The organism is Bacillus massilinigeriensis (assembly GCF_900111815.1).
Taxonomy (GTDB): Bacteria; Bacillota; Bacilli; order Bacillales; family Cytobacillaceae; genus Mesobacillus_C; species Mesobacillus_C mediterraneensis.
This window is the reverse complement of sequence record NZ_LT630004.1, coordinates 2,761,263-2,782,628: the sequence shown is the minus strand read 5'-3', so window position 1 is coordinate 2,782,628 and position 21,366 is coordinate 2,761,263. Positions and strand designations below refer to the sequence as shown.

Below are 21,366 nucleotides of genomic sequence, written 5' to 3'. Positions count from 1 at the left end.
CAACCAAATTGTCTTAACATTTCTTGTAATACTGCTGTTTTTTTTCATGTACATGTTTCCTGAAGACTATTATTTGATCTATATGAAGCTATACCTTCTGACAATCATATCTCTGGCTCTTTTATGCGGAGCAGCTTCCTTTCTGTACTTTTTTATAAAGGAGCATTCCTGTTAGAAGCATTTTCGGGGACTTGAACAAAAAGAGCCCTCTTGGTATGATGCGGGGTGTCAAAACGTAGCACGAATTGACCCCTAATTTGATAACCAAGGAGGACTCCATATGGATTTTATACAAAATCACAAGATTAATCAAGTCACCGAAAAAACACTTGTTGTGGGAGTCGACATTGCCAAGCGGACACACTACGCTTGCTTTGTGGATGACCGCGGACGAGTGCTCCAAAAATCATTCTCTGTTTCTCAATCTGGAGATGGATTCGAGCTTTTCTATCAACGTATTCTCGCCGCAATGAAAGAGAACGGGAAAACAGAAGTCATCATCGGGATAGAGCCTACCGGCCATTATTGGCTCAATTTAGCCTATTTCCTGGACGAACGGGGCATTCCCTTGGTGATGGCCAATCCCATGCATGTCAAACGCTCAAAAGAGTTGGACGATAATCTACCAACCAAACATGACCGCAAAGATGCACTGGTAATTGCTCGTCTTGTAAAAGATGGGCGCTTCAGCTACCCCCGTATCTTGAAAGGTATGGAGGCTGAACTTCGCGTTGGATCCTCGCTTAGAAGTAAGCTTGCAGAGGAGCTAGGCGCTGTCAAAAACAGGATGATTCGCTGGTTAGATCGCTATTTTCCAGAGTTCGTTCAGGTATTTCCGTTATTCGGAAAAATGGCTATGGCTGCACTTGAATGCACTCCATTTCCGAGCGATCTTCACCAGAAACAACCCGATGAGGTGTTATCCCTTTATCGAAAGGTCGAGGGACTCAAATCCCCCCAAAGACCAAAAGCAGTGCGCCTTATCGAAGTCGCAGCTAGCTCTATTGGAGTAACAGAAGGACGTGAGATGGCCCGTATCGAAATCGCCACACTCGTTCGCCGTTACCACCAGCTAGAACAAGATATCGAAAGTATTACTCAACACTTAGTTGAACTTGTAAAAACGTCTGTAGAATACGAATGGTTATCAACGGTTCCAGGGCTTGGAGATACCACGATTGTTGACCTATTAGCTGAAATCGGAAGCTTTTCACACTACGAAGATCCACGCCAACTAATCAAACTCGCGGGATTAACGTTACGTGAAAATTCCTCCGGCCTGCACAAAGGGCAAAAACGCATCTCCAAACGGGGCAGAAGAAAGCTACGTGCCCTCCTGTTCCGAGTAATGATGCCGATGATTCGCCACAATGAAGCCTTTAGAAAGCTACACGAATATTACACTAACCGTAAGGTTAATCCGTTGCGCAAGAAGCGATCTATCGTGGTTCTATGCGGTAAGCTATTAAAAGTATTACATGGAATTAGCACCAAGCACAAAGCGTTTGACGCAAAGCGAATGATGAGGGATATTCCCGGCCTCGCAGAGGTTGCATAAGGCCCTACATCCCCTTAATTGGACCTAGACAACAGGATGACACGGAGAAGCTGGCACTATTTTTTCCATTCGACCTCGAGTCCCTAAAGGAGCTTCGCTAGCCTCTGCCTTATGACTAGACCGAACGAAGGAATGTAGGCACACTGATGCCCAGAGACATGGGAGGGTACGTCATCATAAGCTACGCAGAGATCCATGGTGCATCGCATAAATTCCTATCACTACTTTCCGTTATTATCCAGTAGTGACCGCGTAGCGTACCTGGCATTTGTAAGAGAATCACATATTTATTAATATCTGTTAGGGTTTGTGTCGAAAAATATTTTTTTGACACTCCAACAACGGGTCAAACCGTTGATATATCAATATTTATAGAGGGAGAGAATATAATGGGTTTATTAAGAGTTTTAATATCAGTCGGCTTAGGCGTTATTGTTTTTATTGCTGCACAAGCTATTCTATCATACTCTTTTAAAAAGTTTTTCCAGTTCAATACCTCATTGCAAGACACAGCTATTATGGGAATCTCTTTAGCACTTTGCCTCATTGTTGCGGTTTGGACATTTACCAAGTTTAATATGAAATAAAAACGGCACCTAGCCAATTTTTGCTTCTTATATTTGTGATTGTATCGTGTAGGACACGTACCCCCAATCAAACGACGCATGTAAGCACGCAGCACCTCCTATTAGGGAGGTGCGTTTCCTGTCTCAGAGCGAAAACTTACTATTTTCCCCGTACGTACGACTTGCCTCGTTATGTCCATGTCCCTATAGAAACAACATCTACGGTACATTCCTGCCCTTGTCGAAAAAACAGTAACTGTTTAGGAAAATACCGATATAAAGAGAAACAAACTTCAAAAATAAAGGGGAATACGATGAAAAAATCATGCTTATTGCTTCTTATCCCGCTCTTATTATCCTTTTATCCCGCTGGAGCAGGCACAGCTTCAACTGATATGGCACCAGAAGTACCACCGCAGAGCACTGGAGAGCGTTTTGACAAAGAAAAGAATGACTTTGCCAGCACCGAGCTGATTATTAAATTTAAAGAAGGGACGAGCGAGCAGGCTAGAAAGAAAGCGCTGCAATCCATCCGGGCAAAAGAGAAGGAGAGCTTAGCACAAGCTGGTTTCTCTCTTATACAAGTGCCAAAAGGGACAAGCCTCCAAAAGGCCGCTAAAGAACTTCATCATCTATCGAATGTCGAGTTTGTTGAGCCGAATTATCGGGCGGAAGCAGCTTTTACACCATCAGATCCTGACTTTAAGAAACAATGGTATTTACAAAAATTAAATACTGCTAAAGCGTGGGATGCAAGCAAGGGCTCAAGAAAAATCACTGTTGCAGTTATTGACGGCGGGGTACAAATTAACCACCCGGATCTTGCTGGCAAAATTGTTGCTCCGTATGACATGGTTTCCCGCAGGACGAAAATAACCCCGGATATGCATGGCACTCATGTAGCTGGAATTATTGCCGCCTCTAGCAATAAGCTAGGCGGTTCAGGCGTGGCTCCGAATGTGAAAATCATGCCAATCAACGTTTTTTCCGGAAATGACGCTGAAATGTATGATATTGCCGATGCGATTATTTACGCTGCTGACAGGAACGCCAATATTATCAACTTGAGTCTTGGTACACCAAGCTACAGTTATATCGTCGATTATGCCGTCCAATACGCCTGGAAAAAGGGGGCGCTCATTGTAGCGGCTTCAGGTAATGAAAGTACAAAAGAAATTACCTACCCTGCTTCCTTGAAAAATGTTCTTGGCATTAGTGCGACAGACAGCCAGGATAGACTTGCCTATTATTCCAATTATGGCAGCTATATTGATTTTGCAGCCCCGGGTGATAGGATATTTTCCACTGTTCCTGGTGGTTCATTTGGTTACATGAGCGGCACCTCCATGGCTACACCTGTCGTTTCAGGGACAGCTGCCCTCATCCTGTCGAAAAATCCATTTTTTTCGCAAGCCCAGATAATAAATACCCTAAAAAAATCAGCCATTGACCTTGGGAAGAAAGGCTGGGATCGATATTACGGCTATGGAAGGATTGACATTGGAGCGGCGCTCGGGAAAACACCGGAGGCCATATCGAGTATCAAACAATCACTTCCTCGCTTTTCCATTGATGGCGATTTAAAAGACAATATTTCATTTGCTTTAGCAAAGGGAGTGACATACTCCGTTTATATCCAGAATTCGAGAGGAAGCATTGTCCGTAAAATTGCCACAAAGAAAAAATCGGGCGGAGGGATAGTTTCGACAGCTTGGGATGGCAGGCTTTCAAACGGGAAGTATGCCGCAGCTGGAACATACAAGCTGATGGTCAAAGCATCCAACGGAAAACAGACAGCCTCCAAAGGAGCGACAATCATAGCAACAAACAATGTGTTGCCGGCAATAAAGGCGAATGCTAATGCTCTATTTTCACCGCCAGTGAAAAAAACGCTTTCCGCTCCTTACAGCATCAATAAAAAGGTGTATATGACGTCAAGCATAAGGGACGCAAGAAACAGGGAAGTCCGCAGGCTGCTTACTTCAAGGTTGCAAACGTCAGGAACGCATAAAATCATTTGGGATGGAAAAGACGAGAAAGGAAGATTCGTGAAGGATGGAAAATACACGTTAGTCTTCTCTGCGGCTGATTCCGCCAAGCGAAAGGCCACAAGGAAAATGACCTTGACGGTAGACACGAAGGCTCCCACCGCTATAGTAACACCGGCAAAGTCTCCTTTTAGACAGGATGGAAGGAAAAAATTTGCTTTCACCGCAAATATAAAGGAGAATGCAACGGCAAGCGCATATATCATGACAGGGAATGAAACAGTCGTAAAGACGCTTACGCTAAAAAAACCCCTCAAAACTGGAACGATTGCCTTCCAATGGGATGGCAATGATCATCGAGGGAGAAAGGCAATGGAAGGGAGTTACTATTATAAGCTGGAATTGACGGATGCAGCGGGGAATAGATCCACAATAAAAAGCAAAACCTTCAACCTAGTCGCTCCGCCTGTTCTCGCTTCTGAAACTGCAAGTGGCTTCAACACGATAACATATAGGACCAACCGGGCTGGTACTGTGACAATGGAAATTTTTAATGAGGGGCAAACTGTTTTAACTCAAAAAAACGAGATGGAAGCAGGGAATCAAGTGTTCACCGTGAATCCCGAATCTCTCGAGGATGGGGAATATTCATATACCATTACATTGGAAGATTCCTATTCTTTCGTTGAAAGTTCTAGTGGGACTATCACCATTTTAAAAGGGGCACCTGTTACTCCTTAAACAGCAAAAAGCTCCACGTCAGCTTATGATGTGGAGCTCTTCATTTATTCATGCAGTTTCTGTTCCGTAAGATCTGCGACAAGTATATAGCGTTCGGGCGCATCACCGATATACGAGAACGGGTAGCACGTTGTGACGGTCAGGGTAGCGCGCGGTTTTGGAACAATGACAGTGCGGTCGTCCGCGTCTACAATTCTAACTTTTCTAACTTTATAGGTAAATTCGCCCGCGTTAGTCTTAACAACGAGCAAATCGCCTTTTCCAACCTCGCCAAGCTTCCGAAACACCGTATCACGATGACCTGAAAGGACGGAATTGTCTTTTTCACCAGGCAAAACGCTTCCTGCGTAATGCCCGACACCTTTTTCAAGCTCATCCTCATCGGTCCCGTGGTAAATGGGAAGTGTCGCATTTATTTTCGGAATAGAAAGCTCGCCCATCATTTCTCCCTCAGCAGGACGGGTAGAATATAGGACTTTTTCCGTCTCCTTCTTGACTGGAGCAGGAGTTTCTTTCGCTCTTTCATTCACAGGGGCTTTCGTCTCCGCTTTCGACGCGCCGGAAGCAGGGAGCAGGCGGGAGACATTCGGGTAAATCAATGCCGCGCCTGCTATCATGCATAACAATCCAATCAATGCCGCGAACGAAAGCTTTTTCCTTTTCCGCCTGCGTTTCTTTCTCACTGTATACGCGCATTCCTTTTACGGAAAAGAACGAACCCGGCTGCAAGCAATGCTGCGCCTAAGAGCGCTTGTCCAGCATAATCGCCAGCAGTATTCGGGAGCTTTCCGCCTTTTACTGTCTGAGGCTTTTCACCTTTTTCACCCTTATCTTTCACTACAGGTGCCTTTGCGACCACTTCGTCAACACCATCAATCAAATTGGAGCCGAACATTTCTGCCGTCAATAAGATATCTGCTAGGAAAGTGCCTTGTTTGTTATAAAACTCAATCAGCACGTCGCTGCCATTCGTATCTTCAAGCGTCATAAGTTGATCTTGGGAAATAGGTGTCTTAGCACCGTCTTTTACTAGATAATATTTCGCATTCAGGTTAAGCAAATTCATTCCTTCTTTATAAAGGCTGACAAGCTCTCGGATCTGCTGTGGAGTTAGGTCTGTTGCACTATCAAACTCGCCGATTGCATCCAATCTTGAAGCAAGATTCATCAATTTTTCCAAGAAGGCAGGGTTTTCGAGATCAAGGCTCATGAAATGGTTCGCAAGATTCTCTGCTTCCGCTTCTGATAGACCGATTCCAAGCTCGGCAAGGACTGCTTGGAGCTCTGCATCATCGAACATAGGCTCTTCTTGATAGAATTCGACGGTGGATCTGAGGGCATCTTCATAAATGAAAATGTCTCTGACATTCTCATTGCTTTCCATCTCGCCATTTTCTGCAAGGAAAGCTACAAGTTCGGTTTCGTTGGCAAAGCCGAACTCTCCAAGCAATGCCTTAAGATTGCTTTCGTCAATTTTCGCTCCCAGAAACTCGTCCAGTTTCTGAATACTTTCAAAGTCATCGATAACGGTATCATAGTAGTATTCGAGATGGTCTGCTAGCTGCTCTTTCGTAATCCCCTCGCTCTTCAAAAAGGTATCCAAGTCCTGTTCCGTGAATGCAGCAAAGCTTTGTGCTGCAGGGCCGCCGGCAACCAGCAAGATTGCCATCAATACCGCTATTAATTTACGCATCTCTCTTCCTCCAAAATAAAATTTTTCCATCTCTTTAAATATAATCTAATTCTTGCAATTTTGACAGTGCAATATATGTAAAACTGGCTTGTTTTTTCCCGATTTCCTATTAAGGAAAACAATATACAGCCGATATAATATTCGACTATTTTCTCTAAAGAAGTGTAATGTTCTGAAAATAGGGTATAGCCAAATGTTTACTAGAGAGAGAGACTGCCACTTTCGTCCATGGGAAATACATAAAAGGGTGGGGAAAAAGTGAATGCATCAATGATTAAAAAAACCCTCTGTCTGGTTGTCTTTGTCGCGATGGTTTTGATGAGTGTCCTTCCAGGATTACAGCCACATGCTGCCAATAGTTATCAGGGCAAGGTGACTGCCGATATTCTAAATGTCAGAGCGAAGCCGGGTACGTCTTATGCTATTGTCGGAAAACTGCGGAATGGTCAAGTCGTAAATGTCACCTCCCAACAGAACGGCTGGTTAAAGGTTTCAGTTGGCAGAGTCAACGGCTGGGTTTCAGCAAAATATATTTCTGCTGTTAGCTGGACCGGATACGTGAATGCAACAAGCCTAAATTTACGAAGCACCCCGAGCATGAAAGGAAGAGTAATTGCATCTCTTCCAAATGGAACAAGCCTGACAGTTCGAGGCAGCCAATCCTCCTGGCTAAAGGTATATGTTCCTTCTAAAAAGATGACAGGCTGGGTTTCGCAGTCGTATGTTTCAAAATCAAAACAAAGCAAAGCAAGTGCGCCGCCTAGCAGCACGAAAACCTATTATGTCACAGCGTCCTCACTTAACGTGAGAAGCAAGCCGTCCACTTCAGGTTCGGTGCTTGGCAGCGTGAAAAAAAATACTGCCGTCCAAGTGTATGCAAAAAGCGGTTCATGGTCGCAAATCAAAAGCAGCAACGGATTAAAAGGCTGGTCATCTTCTAATTATCTTTCAGTGAAGAAACCTTCCGGAACTAATCCTGCGCCAACTCCCGCACCTTCGTCACCGCAACCCTCCATTGGTGGAGGTATTAGCGGCAAGACCATCGTCATTGATGCAGGACACGGCGGGATGGATCCTGGCGCGCTTGGCCGAAGCTACCAGGAAAAAGCACTTGCGCTCACGAGCGCAAATCAACTTGCCAGCCTTCTTCGCAACAGTGGCGCAAGGGTAATTATGACAAGGGCATCGGATGTATATTTAAGCTTAAGCAAGCGGGTTGGCATTAGCCATGCATATAATGCAGATGCTTTTGTGTCGTTGCATTACAATTCTTTTGCAAGCACTTCATCCGGCGTGATGACTTTTTACTATGGCTATAGTAAAGAAGGCATTCTGGCAAGCAGTATTCAGCGCGGACTGGTTAGCGAGACCGGAATGAGGAATATGGGTGCGAAATTTGGAAATTACCATGTTCTAAGGGAAAACCGCAGGCCGGCGGTCCTCGTAGAACTTGGATTCTTGTCCAATCCTGTCGAAGAAAGGTATATCGCTACGCCAAACTATCAAGCAAAAGCAACACGTGGAATTTTTAACGGAATACTAAGCTATTTTGCAACAAGATAATAGATAGGTAGAAAGTGCGAATGAAAACGAATCATTCGCACTATTTTTTCCCATAAAAGAATGTTAAATTAGTAAGAGACAATCTTTTTTGTAGTAATATGCTATAGTATGGAATTTATGGATATATAGAAGAGAAGATGGGGGTAAATGATGCAGAAGTTTTTAAAAGTAATGAGCGGTGCAGCGCTTGCTCTTTCGGTAATGGCTATGCCGTTGGCAGCGAATGCTAGTGAAAATGGAGAAAAAAGCTTGAATGTTTCCTCTAAGGGCAAGTACGTTCTTATAAGCAACGAATCTATCTCTCCCGAAAAGCAGGAATCCAGCGGAACGCTGCATGCAAGCAGCACTAAATTTAATACGGTGCCTGGGCAGCCCAAAGGCATGTATAAGCGCGATTATATAAAGCCTTTCGAAGTACCGAAGAACGGGGAAGGCCGAATTGACGGCAGCAAGGCCAAAAAGCAGGCAGTATATACAGTTGGTAATGCGAAGCGTTTTTATGTAAGTAATATTTTTATGAATACGACAGTAAGTTTGCCTTTCAAACTATACTACCAAGGAAAGAAAGCAAACGTATGGGTTCACAGCAACCAAATCTCCGAAGCAGAAGCAATAAAACTCGGCAAGGAATTTGATGCGAAGATTTATCCTTCTGTAGCAAACAACTTCGGTGTAGAGTCCGATGTGGACGGTGACAAGAGGATTAATATTCTTTGTTATGATATCCAAGATGGATTTAATGGGGCAAACGATTTCGTAGCAGGCTATTTTTATGCAGGTGATTTGTTCCGAATCCCGCAATCCAATGAGTCTGAAGTTTTCCATATTGATACGTTTCCGTTGATGCAAACAGACCGAGGCAGGGATGTATCTGCTGCTTACACTACGCTTGCTCACGAATTCCAGCATATGGTGAACTTCAACCGAAACATCTTTATGGAAAATGCTGAAGAGCAAATGGATACTTGGCTCGATGAAGCATTTGCCATGGCAGCAGAGCAGATTTATTCGGGGAAAGTGCTGCATGAAAGAATAGATTACTACAATAATTCTGACTCCATCGCTCGTGGCCAGTCGTTGCTTTACTGGGACGAAGATGGTGACGTTTTAGCTAATTATTCTTTATCTTATCTTTTCGGTCAGTACATCATGCTGCAGTCGAACAAAGGGAATGCCATCTTTAAAGAAATGCTGAACGATAAGCGGAATGATTATAAAGCGGTGGAAAATGCACTAAAAATTCCTTTTGGAAGTTTGATGACGAATTTCAGGCTTGCTATGCAGCGCAAGGATGCAACAGGTCCTTACGGATTTAAAGGAAAACCAGAATTTAATGCATTAAAAACAAAGCCATATACAGGCGGAACCGTTAACTTAAGAGGCGGCGGGGCTATCTTGAAATTTGTGAGTACAGATTTCACGGTACCAGCCAATGCCGGTCCCACTGTAACGTACACAGATAGCACATCTGCCGGAGTGCTGCAAAGCCCAATAGCGAATACTGTTGGTGATAGCGATAAGCAGGTGTCAGGAAAAGCAGCCGCCGGAGCTTCCGTTCATATTAAAGCAAATGGTAAGCTATTAGGAAAAGCGGTAGCAAGGACTGATGGAACTTTTAAACTGGCGATCACGCCGCAAAAGGCCGGGACTGTTCTGCAAATCCACAGTGTGAAGGGCGCTAATAAAAGCGTGGAAAGAAGGGTGAGGGTTCTCGACAAGACTCCACCTGCTAAAGTTGCTATTAACACAGTGAAGGATGATGACAAGGTAATTAGCGGTAAAACAGAACCAGGGGCAACAGTAAGTGTATACAAAGGAAAAACACGCTTGGGCTACGCTGCTGCTGATCGATATGGCAATTACAGTGTAGCAATGAAAACAACCCAGAAAGCAGGAACCGTTCTTTCTGTATATGCTAAAGACAAAGCAGGAAATGAAAACAGAAACGCTACAGTAAAAGTCATCGACAAAACAGCTCCAGCGCGTCCAAGTGTCTATTCGCTGAAAACCTCGTCCTCTTATGTGAAGGGAAAAGCGGAGCCATACTCGACTGTCTATGTAAAAATAAAAGGAAAAGTAGTCAGCAAGAAAACGCTCAAGAGTTCAAACGCCTTTTCAGTAAAAATTCCCAGGCAAAGAGTGAATACTGTTGTATACGTATACGCAAAGGATAGAGCAGGTAACACAAGCAAAAGTGCTAAGGTTACGGTGAAAAAATAACATTCTATTAAAAAAACTCCGGAGGACGCCAAGCGTCTTTCCGGAGTTTTTTCTTTTATTTCACTGGTGTGTACGAAATAGCTTCAAGCTTGTCGACAGAAATATTGGTTCCTTTGGATGACTTGTTTTTCTTTCCTGCGGCTACGATTTTAATCGTATGTTTGCCGCTCTTTAGCCCGGAAGCTGTGTACACTTTTTGCTGATGCTTAGTCGAGGAAGAGTATAGATCTACCTGTTTTACTTTCTTGCCATCGATGTAAATATCAGCAAGGCCGGAGTTTTTGTCTTTTTTAGCAAAGACAGAAATGCTTTCCCCTGTGAAATCATACTGTACAGCATTTCCTTTTTTCCCGGTGTAGGAGAGGGAGCCGCCGGATGCTTTTGCGTGCTTCTCTACAGACCACTTACCGCTGTATTTCAAGGCATTATTCTCTGCAGTCTTGACATTTTTCATGCCGATGTTGAGCATGTACGTACCTGCACCTGAAGCAGCGCTTGCGGCAATATAATAGTTGCCTGTTGACTTTGGTGTAAAGCTAATGCTTTCTGCTGATCCTGACTTCGAGGAATTCGCTTCAGGCTTTGTACCATATACTGTTTTTGTCCGGGCGATATAAAGCTTCAAGTTAAAGTCAGTTTTAGCAGGTCCGTTCAGAGAAATTCGATACGTCTTGCCTTTTTCTAATTTTTTCACCCATACATCATTGCTGTCACCTAGGCTGGCATCGAGGCTTCCTGCTGTGGAAGTTCCTTTCCAGCTCTGTGCCCCTTTGATATCGTCATCAAACACAAACAGTGTTTCAGCAAATGATGTTTCCTCTTCAGTTGTGTTGACGGAGACTGCATAGCTGTAGGATTTCCCCATGACTGCAGTCTTATCCTCAAACGATAGAGTCTTGTGCGGTGCTTTGTTCAGCTTGACGTATTCTTTTCCGCCCGCTTCCTTCCGATATACATTGTAAGAATTGCCCCACTTTGTTGCAGGCCATGCTAGTTTGACAACCTTACTCTTAGTCTGGTAGGAGGCTACCGGTTTGGAAGAGCTGCTTTTCACGATCAGCTTATCAATATTGATGCCGGAAGCGCTCTTGCGGCCAGCGGGGTCATCTTTCCCTGTCCAGACGATACGGACATGGTGTTTTCCGTAAGAGCCAAAATCTTTTTTAAATAGAGACTGCTGATACTTATGCGTGCTTGAGAACAACGAAACGGAGTCCGCTTTCGTGCCATCAATGTAAATGTCAGCAAGTCCTTGGGTGGCATCTTTGAAGCCAATCCATTCAAAGCTGGAGCCAACAAATGTAAAGCTCATTTCTCCGCTTTCTTTCAGGATGCTAGCAGATTTTCCAGAGTGCTTCGCATTGCTGACTTTTTCCCATTCGCCTTCGTACTGAATTGCACGAGACTGGTTCTCGTAATCTCCGCCGAAATTGCCAACGGAAAGCTGGTATTCACCGCTGCCCTTGAATGCACTAGGATTGACAAAATAAAAGCCTGTTTCAGGAGCTGTGAAAGTAATCTTTTCAGTTGATGTACCTTGGTTTTCAGAATGAGCAAGAAGGCCATTCGCATTGCTGACGTCAGCGTCATTTTCTCCGTAAACATATAAATCAAAATCTGTCCCTTGTTTTCCTCTTAAAGAAAGCTGGATTGTTTCTCCCTCTTTCATATCAAAGGCATATACATCATTTTTATCGGTCGATGCATCAAGGCTTCCTTTTTCTGTATGGTTTTTAAATGGTACACCAGGAAGGAGATCGTCGTTTACGGTATCAAGTGCTGATGCTTTCACTTGTTTGCCGCTCTTCGTAAAGCCATTTATACTGTCAAGCTTCAATCCTCTGTGCATGAGATAAAGCTTAGCGAAATCCGGTTCTATATCAGGATTCATTCCCAAGAACAATGCTGCTGCGCCAGTCACATGCGGTGTAGCCATCGATGTGCCGCTGTAGTAATCATACGCTTGCGAGTAGTCTGTATGATATTTCAGCAGCGGTTTCACTGATGCATCTGTCGATGTAAAGAAATCAGCAGAAGGAAACTGACTTTCCGAACGATCCACCTCAAATTTCTTTCCATTGTAAATAGAACCTTCTACACCTTTCACGTTCATATGTTGAGCTAGATCAGCATGTACCTTCAGCTTCAAGAGATTTTTGACAAAGGCTGATCCCTCTTGCCCCATAAGAGCATCTTGACCTGTAAGCAACAGTTTTCCGCCCTTTTTCAAGTAAGCATCAAGCAGTTTCAAATCATCGTCAGTGAGAGTCGTGTCTTCATTTGAGCCAAAGCCTAGACCGTGGCCTGTGAACCAAACAACTGCATCGTAGCTGCCAAGATCTGTGTCCTCGGGCAATGAATCGTCTGCGTTCAACGTAACCTTATCGTGGTTATAGCCGCTTAAAAGCTTTTCGTAGATTGGAAGATAATCTTTAAAGTAATTTTCGGTGTCCGTCATTCCTTTGAAGATAGTTGCAAGGTCATGCTCATCATCTTGGACAAGCAGTACTTTTCCGTTCTTTGCATCAGGAGCAAGGTAGTTCATTGCTGCATCGAATGCAGCCTGGCGAACCTCTTCAGATAGCTTTTCGTAGCCTATTCCGTCGATGATAGATTTGAACTTGTATTGTGTATGATCGACTGAGACTGCTGCAGAGATATTACCTAATTTTTTCTCATAGTCTTCAAGCGGGACCTTTGGAACGGTGCTTAGGATATTCTCTCCTGGTGCAGCCACATCAACAGAAGTGGCGCCATAGTTGGAGAAATCAGCAAGCTTGCCGGCATTATTCAACGCCGCAACAGTAAGAATATTAGGAGATTCATAGCCGGCAGGGTAGACGGTTTCTTCATCGTTATCCATGCTGTCATTCCCAGCTGCTGCAACAAATAGGCTGCCGCTTTCCGAGATAGCTTTCTCAAGGAGCTCGTCATATTCTCCGCCGCCCCAGCTATTGTTCGTCAGCTTGACGCCCATTTTCTTCGCATACTCAATTGCTTCAATTGCGCCTGCTGTATCCCCGCCTTCTGGTCCAAGGAACTTCAGCGACATAATTTCAACGTTTGGTGCAACTCCGACAACGCCGGTATTATCCTTGATGGATGGTCCTTCTGCTCGAGCTGCAATCGTGCCAGATACGTGCGTCCCATGCTCATCTCCATCAAGCGGATCATAGACAGTGTTATCTTTGTTGTAGAAATCATAGCCGTGGATATCATCGATATATCCGTTGCCATCATCATCGATTCCGTTATCAGGAACTTCCTTCTCATTTGTCCAGATTTTCTCTTTTAAATCAGGGTGGTTGATATCCACACCGGTGTCAATAACGCCAACAACAAGCTTTTTATCGGATGGAAGCTTTAGCTTTGACCATGCTTCAGGAGCGTCGATGTCAACGTCCGGTTTACCTTGTATGCCTTTGATAGGCTGGCCTATGTTGTTCAATCCCCATAGTTCGTTAAAGTAATTAGGCGTATTCAAATCACTAGAAGGGTAATATTTATAGTTGTATTGTACGGAAGCAACTGCATGGTCGCTTTTTAGCTTTTTCATCATGGCTTGCTCTTGGCCAGCAGGTACCTTCACAATATCACTTTTCATGGAGGAAAAACTTTTCACTTTTTTAAGTGAATATTTGCTATGCAGTGCTTTAGCGGTGGAAGAAGATGCGGATTTTTTATAGGTGACAATCAATTCACCTTTGACATATTCCTGCTTTTTCTCCTTTTTGTTCATCATATCCCGTAGTTTCCTTGCATGTTCATTCATAACAGGCTTCATCTCATGATTTTTCATGGACTTTTTAGCAGGAGTAAGCTGGCTTTTTCTGATCTCCCCGTTAGCGCTGATATCTGTTGATCCAAAGAGCAGGCCTGGTGCAACAGCAGAAACGGAAAGCATGGTTGCGAGTGAGACGGCTAAAACTTTCTTTTTTTTCATCTTGTACCCCTTTATCTTTTATAGTATTGCTAGACTATGCTCCTTTCTATACGAATCTAGTAAAATTGTACAATTAATGACCGAAGAACTATATAAAAAATTTTTGACAAAATTCGACGATTTTCTACAAATCTTTCAATAGAAAAACCCGACGCTAACGATAAACACCGGGTAAGATGGTTTATTTTATTTTGCGATTACTTTCCGAGATGCGTCTTTAGTTCTCCTTGAACACGTTGTCTTTCTGTCTCTGGTACCGCATAGTAATAAATGCCGCCAATGGAAGTGCCATTTCCTTCAATTTTCATTTGTTCAATATTGTCGGCAGCTGTTTTATAGTGTTTTTGGATGTCTTTCATTTCGTCAAACGTCATGTTTGTTTTGACATTTTCACCAAGTGCCGCAAATACATCGTCATATTTTGTCAGCGATCCAAAGCTTGCGCCTTTTTTCATGACACCTTGGATGATTTGGCGCTGGCGGTTTTGCCTTCCGAAGTCCCCTTGAGGATCCTCTTTCCGCATTCTAACATAGGAAAGTGCCTGGTTGCCGTCGAGAGAAACTTCGCCAACAGGAAAGCGGTGCCCGTCTTGGGAAAAGTCAATCGTGTTGTTGACAGTAATTCCGCCTAGTGCATCAACAATATCCTTAAAGCCTTCCATATTCACTTTCATATAGTAGTCAATCGGGATGTCGAGGAATTTTTCCACTGTGTCCATCGACATTTCCACACCACCGAATGCGTAAGCGTGGTTAATCTTATCCTGGGTGCCTCGTCCAACAATTTCCGTCCTCGTATCACGTGGAATGCTTAGCATCTTAACAGAGTTCTTATCGGGATTTATGGTCATAGCGATCATCGTATCAGAGCGGCCTTTATCACCCTCACGTTCGTCCACACCAAGCATCAGAACAGTGAAGGGCTCTTTTTTCTCAAAGGAAATGTTCCGTGTATTGCGCTCAATCGGTTCATGCATCGTATCCACAGCACTTGAAAGTGATCTATAAATCGAGAAAACGTAAGCTCCCAATCCTAGAACGAGTAAAAGAACAAGAATCCCAAAAATTTTGAGCCCTTTTCTTTTCTTTTTATGATGTTTGTCGCCTCTCATTACTAGTCCTCCATTGTTTTACAAATTTTGCAATTGATAATCCTAAGGATACCAAAAATATGGTCTCTTGGATATAGATATTTTTACGAAGTCCCTATAGAAAATCCAAATGCTGTTTCCGACTCAACTTTTTCAAGATCGCTTAATTCCCTATTTAAGCTCCAGCTTGATGTAAGAGCTGCTGATCCAGCCTTTTTTTCCATTGGAGAGTTGGATGGTGTACCAGCCACGTGTAGAGTCCAACACAGGCTTTCCGCTTTTGTCTAAAATTAGTGCAACGTATTGATTTGGCTGCAGGAAGCCGATTTTGCCGCTTTCCGCCGATGGCTTGGAACGAACATTGAGTCCATCCAATGCAGTGACGCGGCCAAGGTTATTTGTAACAAAGTAGCGGTTATAAGCATGGAATGAAATTGGTACAGTATTTTCACCGTTTTTTACTCCTGCATAGTAAAGGCTTCCCTTGTATTTTACTCGCATCCAGTAGTCGTTATGCTTTTCAAGGAGTTCGAAGGAACTGCCCTTAGTGATGGTTTTGGCGGAAGAACCGCCTTTTTTTACAGACAGGGCAAGTGTGTTTGTAGCAACCGCTTTTACTCCAGCAGGAAAAATATCTTTTCCATCAGGCTTTGCTGGTTGGGTGTAACCATTCAGGTTGGGCCTTGCCTTTTTATAGTAGCTTTCATTAAATGGCAGAATTCTTTCCATATGATTAGCTATTGCTCTTCCCCAGAACGAATCGCTAGCGTAATAAAAATTCATTCCCTCGCTATATGCGTCGACCCGGGTATTACCCGCAGTCTTGGTTGTAAATCCAAGATAGGCTCCTTTATACTTCCAATTCTTCGGATTCAAATATGTAGCTTTCATTTCCCTAGCGATATAATCGATATTCTGCTCAACGGAGCCGAAGCGGTAAGCTCCCACATATGGCGTAAGATCGAAAGCGCCGAAGCCGAATAAATTGTTCTTCCCAAGTGAAATTTGTGATGTCCCGTACCCGCTCTCGTGAATAGCGTGGGCAGCGAGGTAAAGCGCATTAACCCCATATTTATTTGCGGCATTGATAAATGCCTGTCCTTTATTCAGCAAGATACTCTTTCCACGTGCGTTCGCTGCAATATATTGATTGATTTGTGCAGCTGTGACAGGGGACTTTGTCCTAAGGTCGATGAACTGGTAGCCTGTTCGTGTATGTGGATCTCCAGAAATGATTTCCACTATATAATTCCCTGAAATATAGCCCGTGCTGCTGCCATAAGAAACTTTATACCAACCGTTCGATGTCCGTGTCGAAGGCTTGACCAACGTCGTTTTTGGAACGGTTGCAATTAGCTTAGCATCAGCAAAAGGAGCATTTCTTATATTCAGGTTGTCCAATGTCATGTAGGTCTTCCCGCCGGCGGATGCTTCTGTCCACTTTGGCGGTTCAGGCAGAGTAATCGGCTTTTTAGCGGCCACGCTTACATCTGAATGAATAGCATAATAACTTTTATTTTTATAGGTGACCCGGTACCATGTTTGGCCAACACTGTTGACCACTTTCTGTGTCGCAAGAAGTTTTGTCCCCCCCGGAATTCTTACCAAGGGCTTTTTTTTCGTATCGGGGGTTTGATAAAGCGAAATGGTTCGCTTTGCTTCATAGGAAGTCTTTTTTGTACTCGTATACTGATAATACTCTTTCAAATAGCTTCCGCTGACCCATCCGGTCAACGTGGCGCTTTTTCCTTTAAAAGAATATTTGTAACTGACCCTGTACCATGTACTTTTCTTTTCGAAAGCAGTAATGATTTTTTTCCGAGGTACTGTCGCGATCACTTTGTACTTTGTGCTTGCGCCTGAGCGCATATTTAAATTTGCTGTCGTTTGAAACGTTGTACGAGTAATCTTTACCGAAGCTGGTGGGGGAGGGGAAGGTGCTTGCGCTCGTTTTAAGTATCCTCCTGAAACCCATCCTGTTTTAACATACTTTTTTCCTTTCGCTGTATAGCTGTAGGTCACTTTGTACCAGTTGCTGCTTCGACTCGTTGCTGTCACTTTTTTTCCCTTCGGTATCGTTAAGATGATCTTGTATTTTGTCCCGGCTCCGGAACGAAGGTTCAAGTTTTGAGTCGTGGCATATTCGGTTTTCGCTATTCTAGTTTCTCTAGCTGCTTTTGCGTGAAAAGGCAGGGAAGAGGCAACAAGAAGAAGAACAGCGATAAAGAGGCAGACGGTTTTCTTCATGATATAACACTCCTTGTAGAAATTTTTGTTGGGTCCTCCTTTGAAAATATGGTATTTTTTTGTCTAGTGAAAAATAATCCATATAAACTTTATCGGTTAATTTACTTAGTTGTTAAGAAGATAATGGGAAGGTAATGCTTTTTTAATAGGGAAGAAAAAAAGAGAGCAGAAAAAAAGAAGGAACCTAAAGTCCCTTCTTAACGTCTCATTATGGTAGTTCACGATAAATATAGCTTTTGCTTACCCAGCCTTCTCTGCCGTCTGCAAGCTTCACATTATACCAGCCCGCCGTGTTGTCTGTGATGACTTTTCCCGTGCTGTCAAGCTTAAGTTGTACATATTGATTTAAGTCGAGCGCTGCAATTGGCGCTTGAGCTGTGGAAGCGGTAGGACGTACGTTCAGAGAGTCTGCTGTGACTCTTCCAAGGTTTTTGACGGTGATGTATTGGTTGTAAACATCGAATTTGATGCTGTTTGTCCAATAAACAACACCATTAACACTCAATTTCACCCAGTAATCGTTGTGCTTTTCCAAAAGAGTGAAAACAGTGTTCGCGCCGATGGTTTTGGCTACGGTGGTACTGCCTTTTTGTGCAGTCAAATTCAAGTTCTGTTTTGCTCCTGCAGTGATTCCAGCAGGGAACCGGTCATAGCCGGCTGGTTTTGACGGTCTTGCAGGGAACACCAAATTGGCAGTGGCGCTATCATATTCTGCTTTATTATAAGGGCGGATTTTTTCCATATGGGAAGCTATCTTTTGGCCCCATTTTGGATCGCTGGCATAGTAGAAGTTCATGCCCTCACTTTTTTCATCGACCCTAGTGTTAGTTGCAGCTGTTTTCGTACTATAGCCAAGGTATGCCCCTTTGTGCTTCCAGTTATTTGGGTTCAAGTAAGTTGCCTTGATTTCCTGCGCGATATAAGCGATGCATTGATCGACGGTTGCAAAGCGATAGGCAGCAACGAAAGGAGTAGCATCATATGCCCCAAAACCAAACAAGTTGAACTTGCCTAGGGAAAGATTCGATGTACCAAACCCGCTTTCATGAATAGCATTTGCCGCAAGGTATAGAGCGTTTACACCATAACGGTTTCCTGCATCAATGAATGCTTGCCCTTTTCCTCTTAGGACGCTTGCTTTCCCTGTCTGGGCTACATACGCATCAATATAGGCATTGATTTGAGATGCCGTAACGAGAGAAGGCTTTCGTAAATCAATAAATTGGTATCCGTTTCGGTGCATCGGATCGCCTGTCACTACTTGCAAGAGGTAATCTCCGAAGACGTAGCCTGTTTTGCCTGCGTAGCTGACCTTGTACCAGCCATTTGAAGTGACAGCAGTCGGAAAGACAAAAGTAGAATTTGGTATTGTTGTAATTTCAGAAGAATCAGTAGTATACGATTGTCTTAAATTCAAATTAGTTGTTGTCAAATAAGTCTTTCCACTAATCGCTGTTTCTGTCACGGACACAACAGGGGCAGGATTTGGAGCGGGAGTTGGAACAGGATCTGGAACAGTTGGAACAGGATCTGGAACAGTTGGAACAGGATTTGGAACAGTTGGCTGTGGAGGTACAGGTGTCTGCTCCGCATACGTTACAAAGCTTGCCGCCGGCGCAAATCCTGTTTTTCCTCCGTAAGATACTTTGTACCAGCTGCCGACTTTATATGATGTGGAAATCACAGTATCCTTCGGTATTTTGATTAATTTGCTGAACGATGTGCCATACGAAGCGTATACATACGTGTCCATCTTCGCTTTGAATTTAGTTGCTGCTATCGTTTGGGCAGAAGCTTTTAATACATCAGTGGCCTTAATATATAGCGTTTTTCCCTGATAGGAGACTCTGTACATCGTTTCACCATATCTGTTCACTGCTTTTTGGGTTGAATTGAAGCCATTATTGGCTGGAAGTGCATATGCAGCTGTTCCTCTAGTATCAGGGTTTGGGAAGAGGCTGGCTGTTTTGTTTGTAAAATAATAGCTTGTTGTGATAGTTGAAAATTGGTCATATGCTTTTAAATAGCTTCCGCTAACCCAGCCAGTCTTTGTAACAGTAGTCCCGTTAACCTTGTAAGTGTAGGCGGCTTTATACCAATTGTTCATTCTTTCAGATGACGTAACAACTTTGCCATTCGGAATAGTCAACATCGTTTTAAAGGATGTTCCAGGGCCAGTCCTAAGATTCAGGCTATCCGTTGTTTTATAGGTGGTCCTAGTGAATTTTGTTGTAGCGTAGGCTAGGTAATCTCCTGTCATCCATCCAGTTTTCGTAACATTGCTCCCATTCCTAGAATAGGTATAGGAAACTTTATACCAGCTGCCAACTTTCTCTGAGGCTACTACTCTAGCTCCCTTTGGCACAGTCATGATCACTTTATAGCTCGTACTTGCGCCTGTGCGCATATTGACGTTGGCGGTTGTAGTCATGGATATCTGCTGAATGACGGCAGCCTCTGTTTCAATTGGATTGCCAAGGACAATGGGGGACACGCCACTAAATAAAAGACTTGTAGAAAGTAGAATCGCCTTTGTTGATTTGTTCATGGTATACCTCCATAAGATTAGGCCTATCCTTAAAAGGATTGGTATACCTTATATCGGCAATTTTAGTGAGAAAGTAAAGATTAGGATGGAATTGGGTTAATTTGCCTAAAAAAGCAGGCTGGATATTCATCATCCAGCCTGCTTGTATTAACCAACTACTTTTGGAATGGCGCTTTTTTGCTGATTCAAAGCAATTGGTTTTGTTTTGCGCACCCTGCCTACAAGATAGGCTCCAAACGGCAGCAATGAAACTATTTTAATGATGAGAATCGAGATAAGCAATGAAGATACGAACAAAACTCCCACCTGAATGAGGTAAGAAGAGGTAAATTCAGCCGTGTAAGGACTCAGGAATCTTTGAACTTGCCAATGAAGCAAATAGATTCCAAAAGAATAATTGCTGATAACATTTACAATTCTGCTTTGCGGCAGGCGCTGGCCCCAGGCTAAAATGAGAGCACTCAGTGCAATGACGAGAGGGAATAAATCAATCCTTCTGGAACTAATCTCAACATAGCCATAACGGTAGGAAATATACATCATTCCTATAGCTCCGGCAGCTAACAAGATTGTTGCCCACCTGTATTTAAATAATTTTTCTGCGAGGTAGGAATAATGCTTTCCGATCAAAAATGCTGCTGTAAAATAGCCAAACCATGCAAGGAAAGAGATTTTAAGCAAGTAATCTAATCCGTTTAACGATGGGAACTCCCCTCTGATTTTATACAAATACCATCCCATAATTAAAAGGCTTACTGGGAAAAGCCATTTCATAGAAGGCTTAAAGCGAATAACTAAATAGAAAAGAAAATAAAACTGGAAAATAACAAGTACAAACCAGCCTTCATATTTACCTGTTAAAATGTTATCTAAAATCTTATGATCAATAATTAAATTTACGTTAAAGTATTTACGAACGAGAGCATCAATAATCCCAAAGAACACGAAGGGAAGATAAATATATTTAATTCTCCCGGCCCAGAAGTTTTCCGGCAATCCTGTGGAATATCGATTTGCTAGGATAATAATAGATAAAATAATAAATGTGGGCGTGGCGAAACTCAGAATAATACGGCTAAAGTGGTAAACATCAAGTTGAGGATGGCCGACAATTCTGGATGTTTGTGTCAACGCATGAAGCAGCAGTACACTAGAACAGGCAATGGCCCTCAATAAATTCCATTCTTTAATCATGGCTCTCCCCGCTA

General features: G+C 43.3%; 12 protein-coding genes. 5 read left to right on the top strand and 7 right to left on the bottom strand.

Annotated elements, in window-relative coordinates; all coding sequences use genetic code 11:
- The first annotated feature begins 280 nt into the window (after positions 1 to 280).
- From BQ5796_RS14450 to BQ5796_RS14440, 3 genes are all read left to right on the top strand, one after another.
- Positions 281 to 1,558: an IS110 family RNA-guided transposase gene (locus BQ5796_RS14450; RefSeq protein WP_071460859.1), complete on the top strand. Its 1,278-nt coding sequence runs from the start codon at positions 281 to 283 to the stop codon at positions 1,556 to 1,558.
- Between the two features lie 389 nt (positions 1,559 to 1,947).
- Positions 1,948 to 2,145 (top strand): hypothetical protein, encoded by a 198-nt coding sequence (locus BQ5796_RS17970; RefSeq protein WP_141769944.1) that lies wholly within the window; start codon positions 1,948 to 1,950, stop codon positions 2,143 to 2,145.
- A 293-nt stretch (positions 2,146 to 2,438) separates the two neighbouring features.
- Complete coding sequence (locus tag BQ5796_RS14440; RefSeq protein ID WP_071460857.1) at positions 2,439 to 4,853, top strand: S8 family serine peptidase; 2,415 nt, start codon at positions 2,439 to 2,441, stop codon at positions 4,851 to 4,853.
- 44 nt (positions 4,854 to 4,897) lie between these two features.
- Here the strand turns inward: BQ5796_RS14440 and BQ5796_RS14435 are convergent, their stop codons facing one another.
- Together BQ5796_RS14435 and BQ5796_RS14430 are read right to left on the bottom strand one after the other, a co-directional pair.
- Positions 4,898 to 5,470: a class D sortase gene (locus BQ5796_RS14435; protein ID WP_071461320.1), complete on the bottom strand. Its 573-nt coding sequence runs from the start codon at positions 5,468 to 5,470 to the stop codon at positions 4,898 to 4,900.
- Positions 5,471 to 5,532: 62 nt separating this feature from the next.
- A complete protein-coding gene (locus BQ5796_RS14430; RefSeq protein WP_071460856.1) occupies positions 5,533 to 6,546 on the bottom strand; it encodes a processed acidic surface protein in 1,014 nt (337 codons plus the stop codon).
- 258 nt (positions 6,547 to 6,804) lie between these two features.
- Here BQ5796_RS14430 and BQ5796_RS14425 point away from each other — a divergent pair, with 258 nt between their 5' ends.
- Together BQ5796_RS14425 and BQ5796_RS14420 are read left to right on the top strand one after the other, a co-directional pair.
- Positions 6,805 to 8,109 carry an N-acetylmuramoyl-L-alanine amidase family protein gene (locus BQ5796_RS14425; RefSeq protein ID WP_071460855.1) on the top strand — a complete coding sequence of 435 codons (1,305 nt, stop codon included), beginning with the start codon at positions 6,805 to 6,807 and terminating at the stop codon, positions 8,107 to 8,109.
- Between the two features lie 150 nt (positions 8,110 to 8,259).
- Positions 8,260 to 10,329 (top strand): Ig-like domain-containing protein, encoded by a 2,070-nt coding sequence (locus tag BQ5796_RS14420; protein WP_071460854.1) that lies wholly within the window; start codon positions 8,260 to 8,262, stop codon positions 10,327 to 10,329.
- Positions 10,330 to 10,384: 55 nt separating this feature from the next.
- On the opposite strand, the gene BQ5796_RS14415 is transcribed toward BQ5796_RS14420, so the two are convergent.
- The 5 genes from BQ5796_RS14415 to BQ5796_RS14395 form a co-directional block, all read right to left on the bottom strand.
- Positions 10,385 to 14,272 (bottom strand): S8 family serine peptidase, encoded by a 3,888-nt coding sequence (locus BQ5796_RS14415; protein WP_071460853.1) that lies wholly within the window; start codon positions 14,270 to 14,272, stop codon positions 10,385 to 10,387.
- Between the two features lie 197 nt (positions 14,273 to 14,469).
- Positions 14,470 to 15,384: a polyisoprenyl-teichoic acid--peptidoglycan teichoic acid transferase TagU gene (gene tagU / locus BQ5796_RS14410; RefSeq protein WP_071460852.1), complete on the bottom strand. Its 915-nt coding sequence runs from the start codon at positions 15,382 to 15,384 to the stop codon at positions 14,470 to 14,472.
- A 150-nt stretch (positions 15,385 to 15,534) separates the two neighbouring features.
- Positions 15,535 to 17,610 carry an SH3 domain-containing protein gene (locus BQ5796_RS14405; RefSeq protein ID WP_071460851.1) on the bottom strand — a complete coding sequence of 692 codons (2,076 nt, stop codon included), beginning with the start codon at positions 17,608 to 17,610 and terminating at the stop codon, positions 15,535 to 15,537.
- 208 nt (positions 17,611 to 17,818) lie between these two features.
- On the bottom strand, positions 17,819 to 20,158 hold the full coding sequence (locus tag BQ5796_RS14400) for an SH3 domain-containing protein (RefSeq protein ID WP_083413132.1): 2,340 nt from the start codon (positions 20,156 to 20,158) through the stop codon (positions 17,819 to 17,821).
- Positions 20,159 to 20,305: 147 nt separating this feature from the next.
- Positions 20,306 to 21,352 carry an acyltransferase family protein gene (locus tag BQ5796_RS14395; protein ID WP_071460850.1) on the bottom strand — a complete coding sequence of 349 codons (1,047 nt, stop codon included), beginning with the start codon at positions 21,350 to 21,352 and terminating at the stop codon, positions 20,306 to 20,308.
- Positions 21,353 to 21,366 lie beyond the last annotated feature (14 nt).

Excerpts from the sequence above, each read along its gene's own strand:
- BQ5796_RS14400 (WP_083413132.1), bottom strand. The coding sequence starts at position 20,158 with ATGAACAAATCAACAAAGGCGATTCTACTTTCTACAAGTCTTTTATTT.
- BQ5796_RS14420 (WP_071460854.1), top strand. The coding sequence starts at position 8,260 with ATGCAGAAGTTTTTAAAAGTAATGAGCGGTGCAGCGCTTGCTCTTTCG.
- BQ5796_RS14440 (WP_071460857.1), top strand. The coding sequence starts at position 2,439 with ATGAAAAAATCATGCTTATTGCTTCTTATCCCGCTCTTATTATCCTTT.
- tagU (WP_071460852.1), bottom strand. The coding sequence starts at position 15,384 with ATGAGAGGCGACAAACATCATAAAAAGAAAAGAAAAGGGCTCAAAATT.
- BQ5796_RS14405 (WP_071460851.1), bottom strand. The coding sequence starts at position 17,610 with ATGAAGAAAACCGTCTGCCTCTTTATCGCTGTTCTTCTTCTTGTTGCC.
- BQ5796_RS14450 (WP_071460859.1), top strand. The coding sequence starts at position 281 with ATGGATTTTATACAAAATCACAAGATTAATCAAGTCACCGAAAAAACA.
- BQ5796_RS17970 (WP_141769944.1), top strand. The coding sequence starts at position 1,948 with ATGGGTTTATTAAGAGTTTTAATATCAGTCGGCTTAGGCGTTATTGTT.
- BQ5796_RS14415 (WP_071460853.1), bottom strand. The coding sequence starts at position 14,272 with ATGAAAAAAAAGAAAGTTTTAGCCGTCTCACTCGCAACCATGCTTTCC.
- BQ5796_RS14430 (WP_071460856.1), bottom strand. The coding sequence starts at position 6,546 with ATGCGTAAATTAATAGCGGTATTGATGGCAATCTTGCTGGTTGCCGGC.
- BQ5796_RS14395 (WP_071460850.1), bottom strand. The coding sequence starts at position 21,352 with ATGATTAAAGAATGGAATTTATTGAGGGCCATTGCCTGTTCTAGTGTA.
- BQ5796_RS14435 (WP_071461320.1), bottom strand. The coding sequence starts at position 5,470 with ATGATAGCAGGCGCGGCATTGATTTACCCGAATGTCTCCCGCCTGCTC.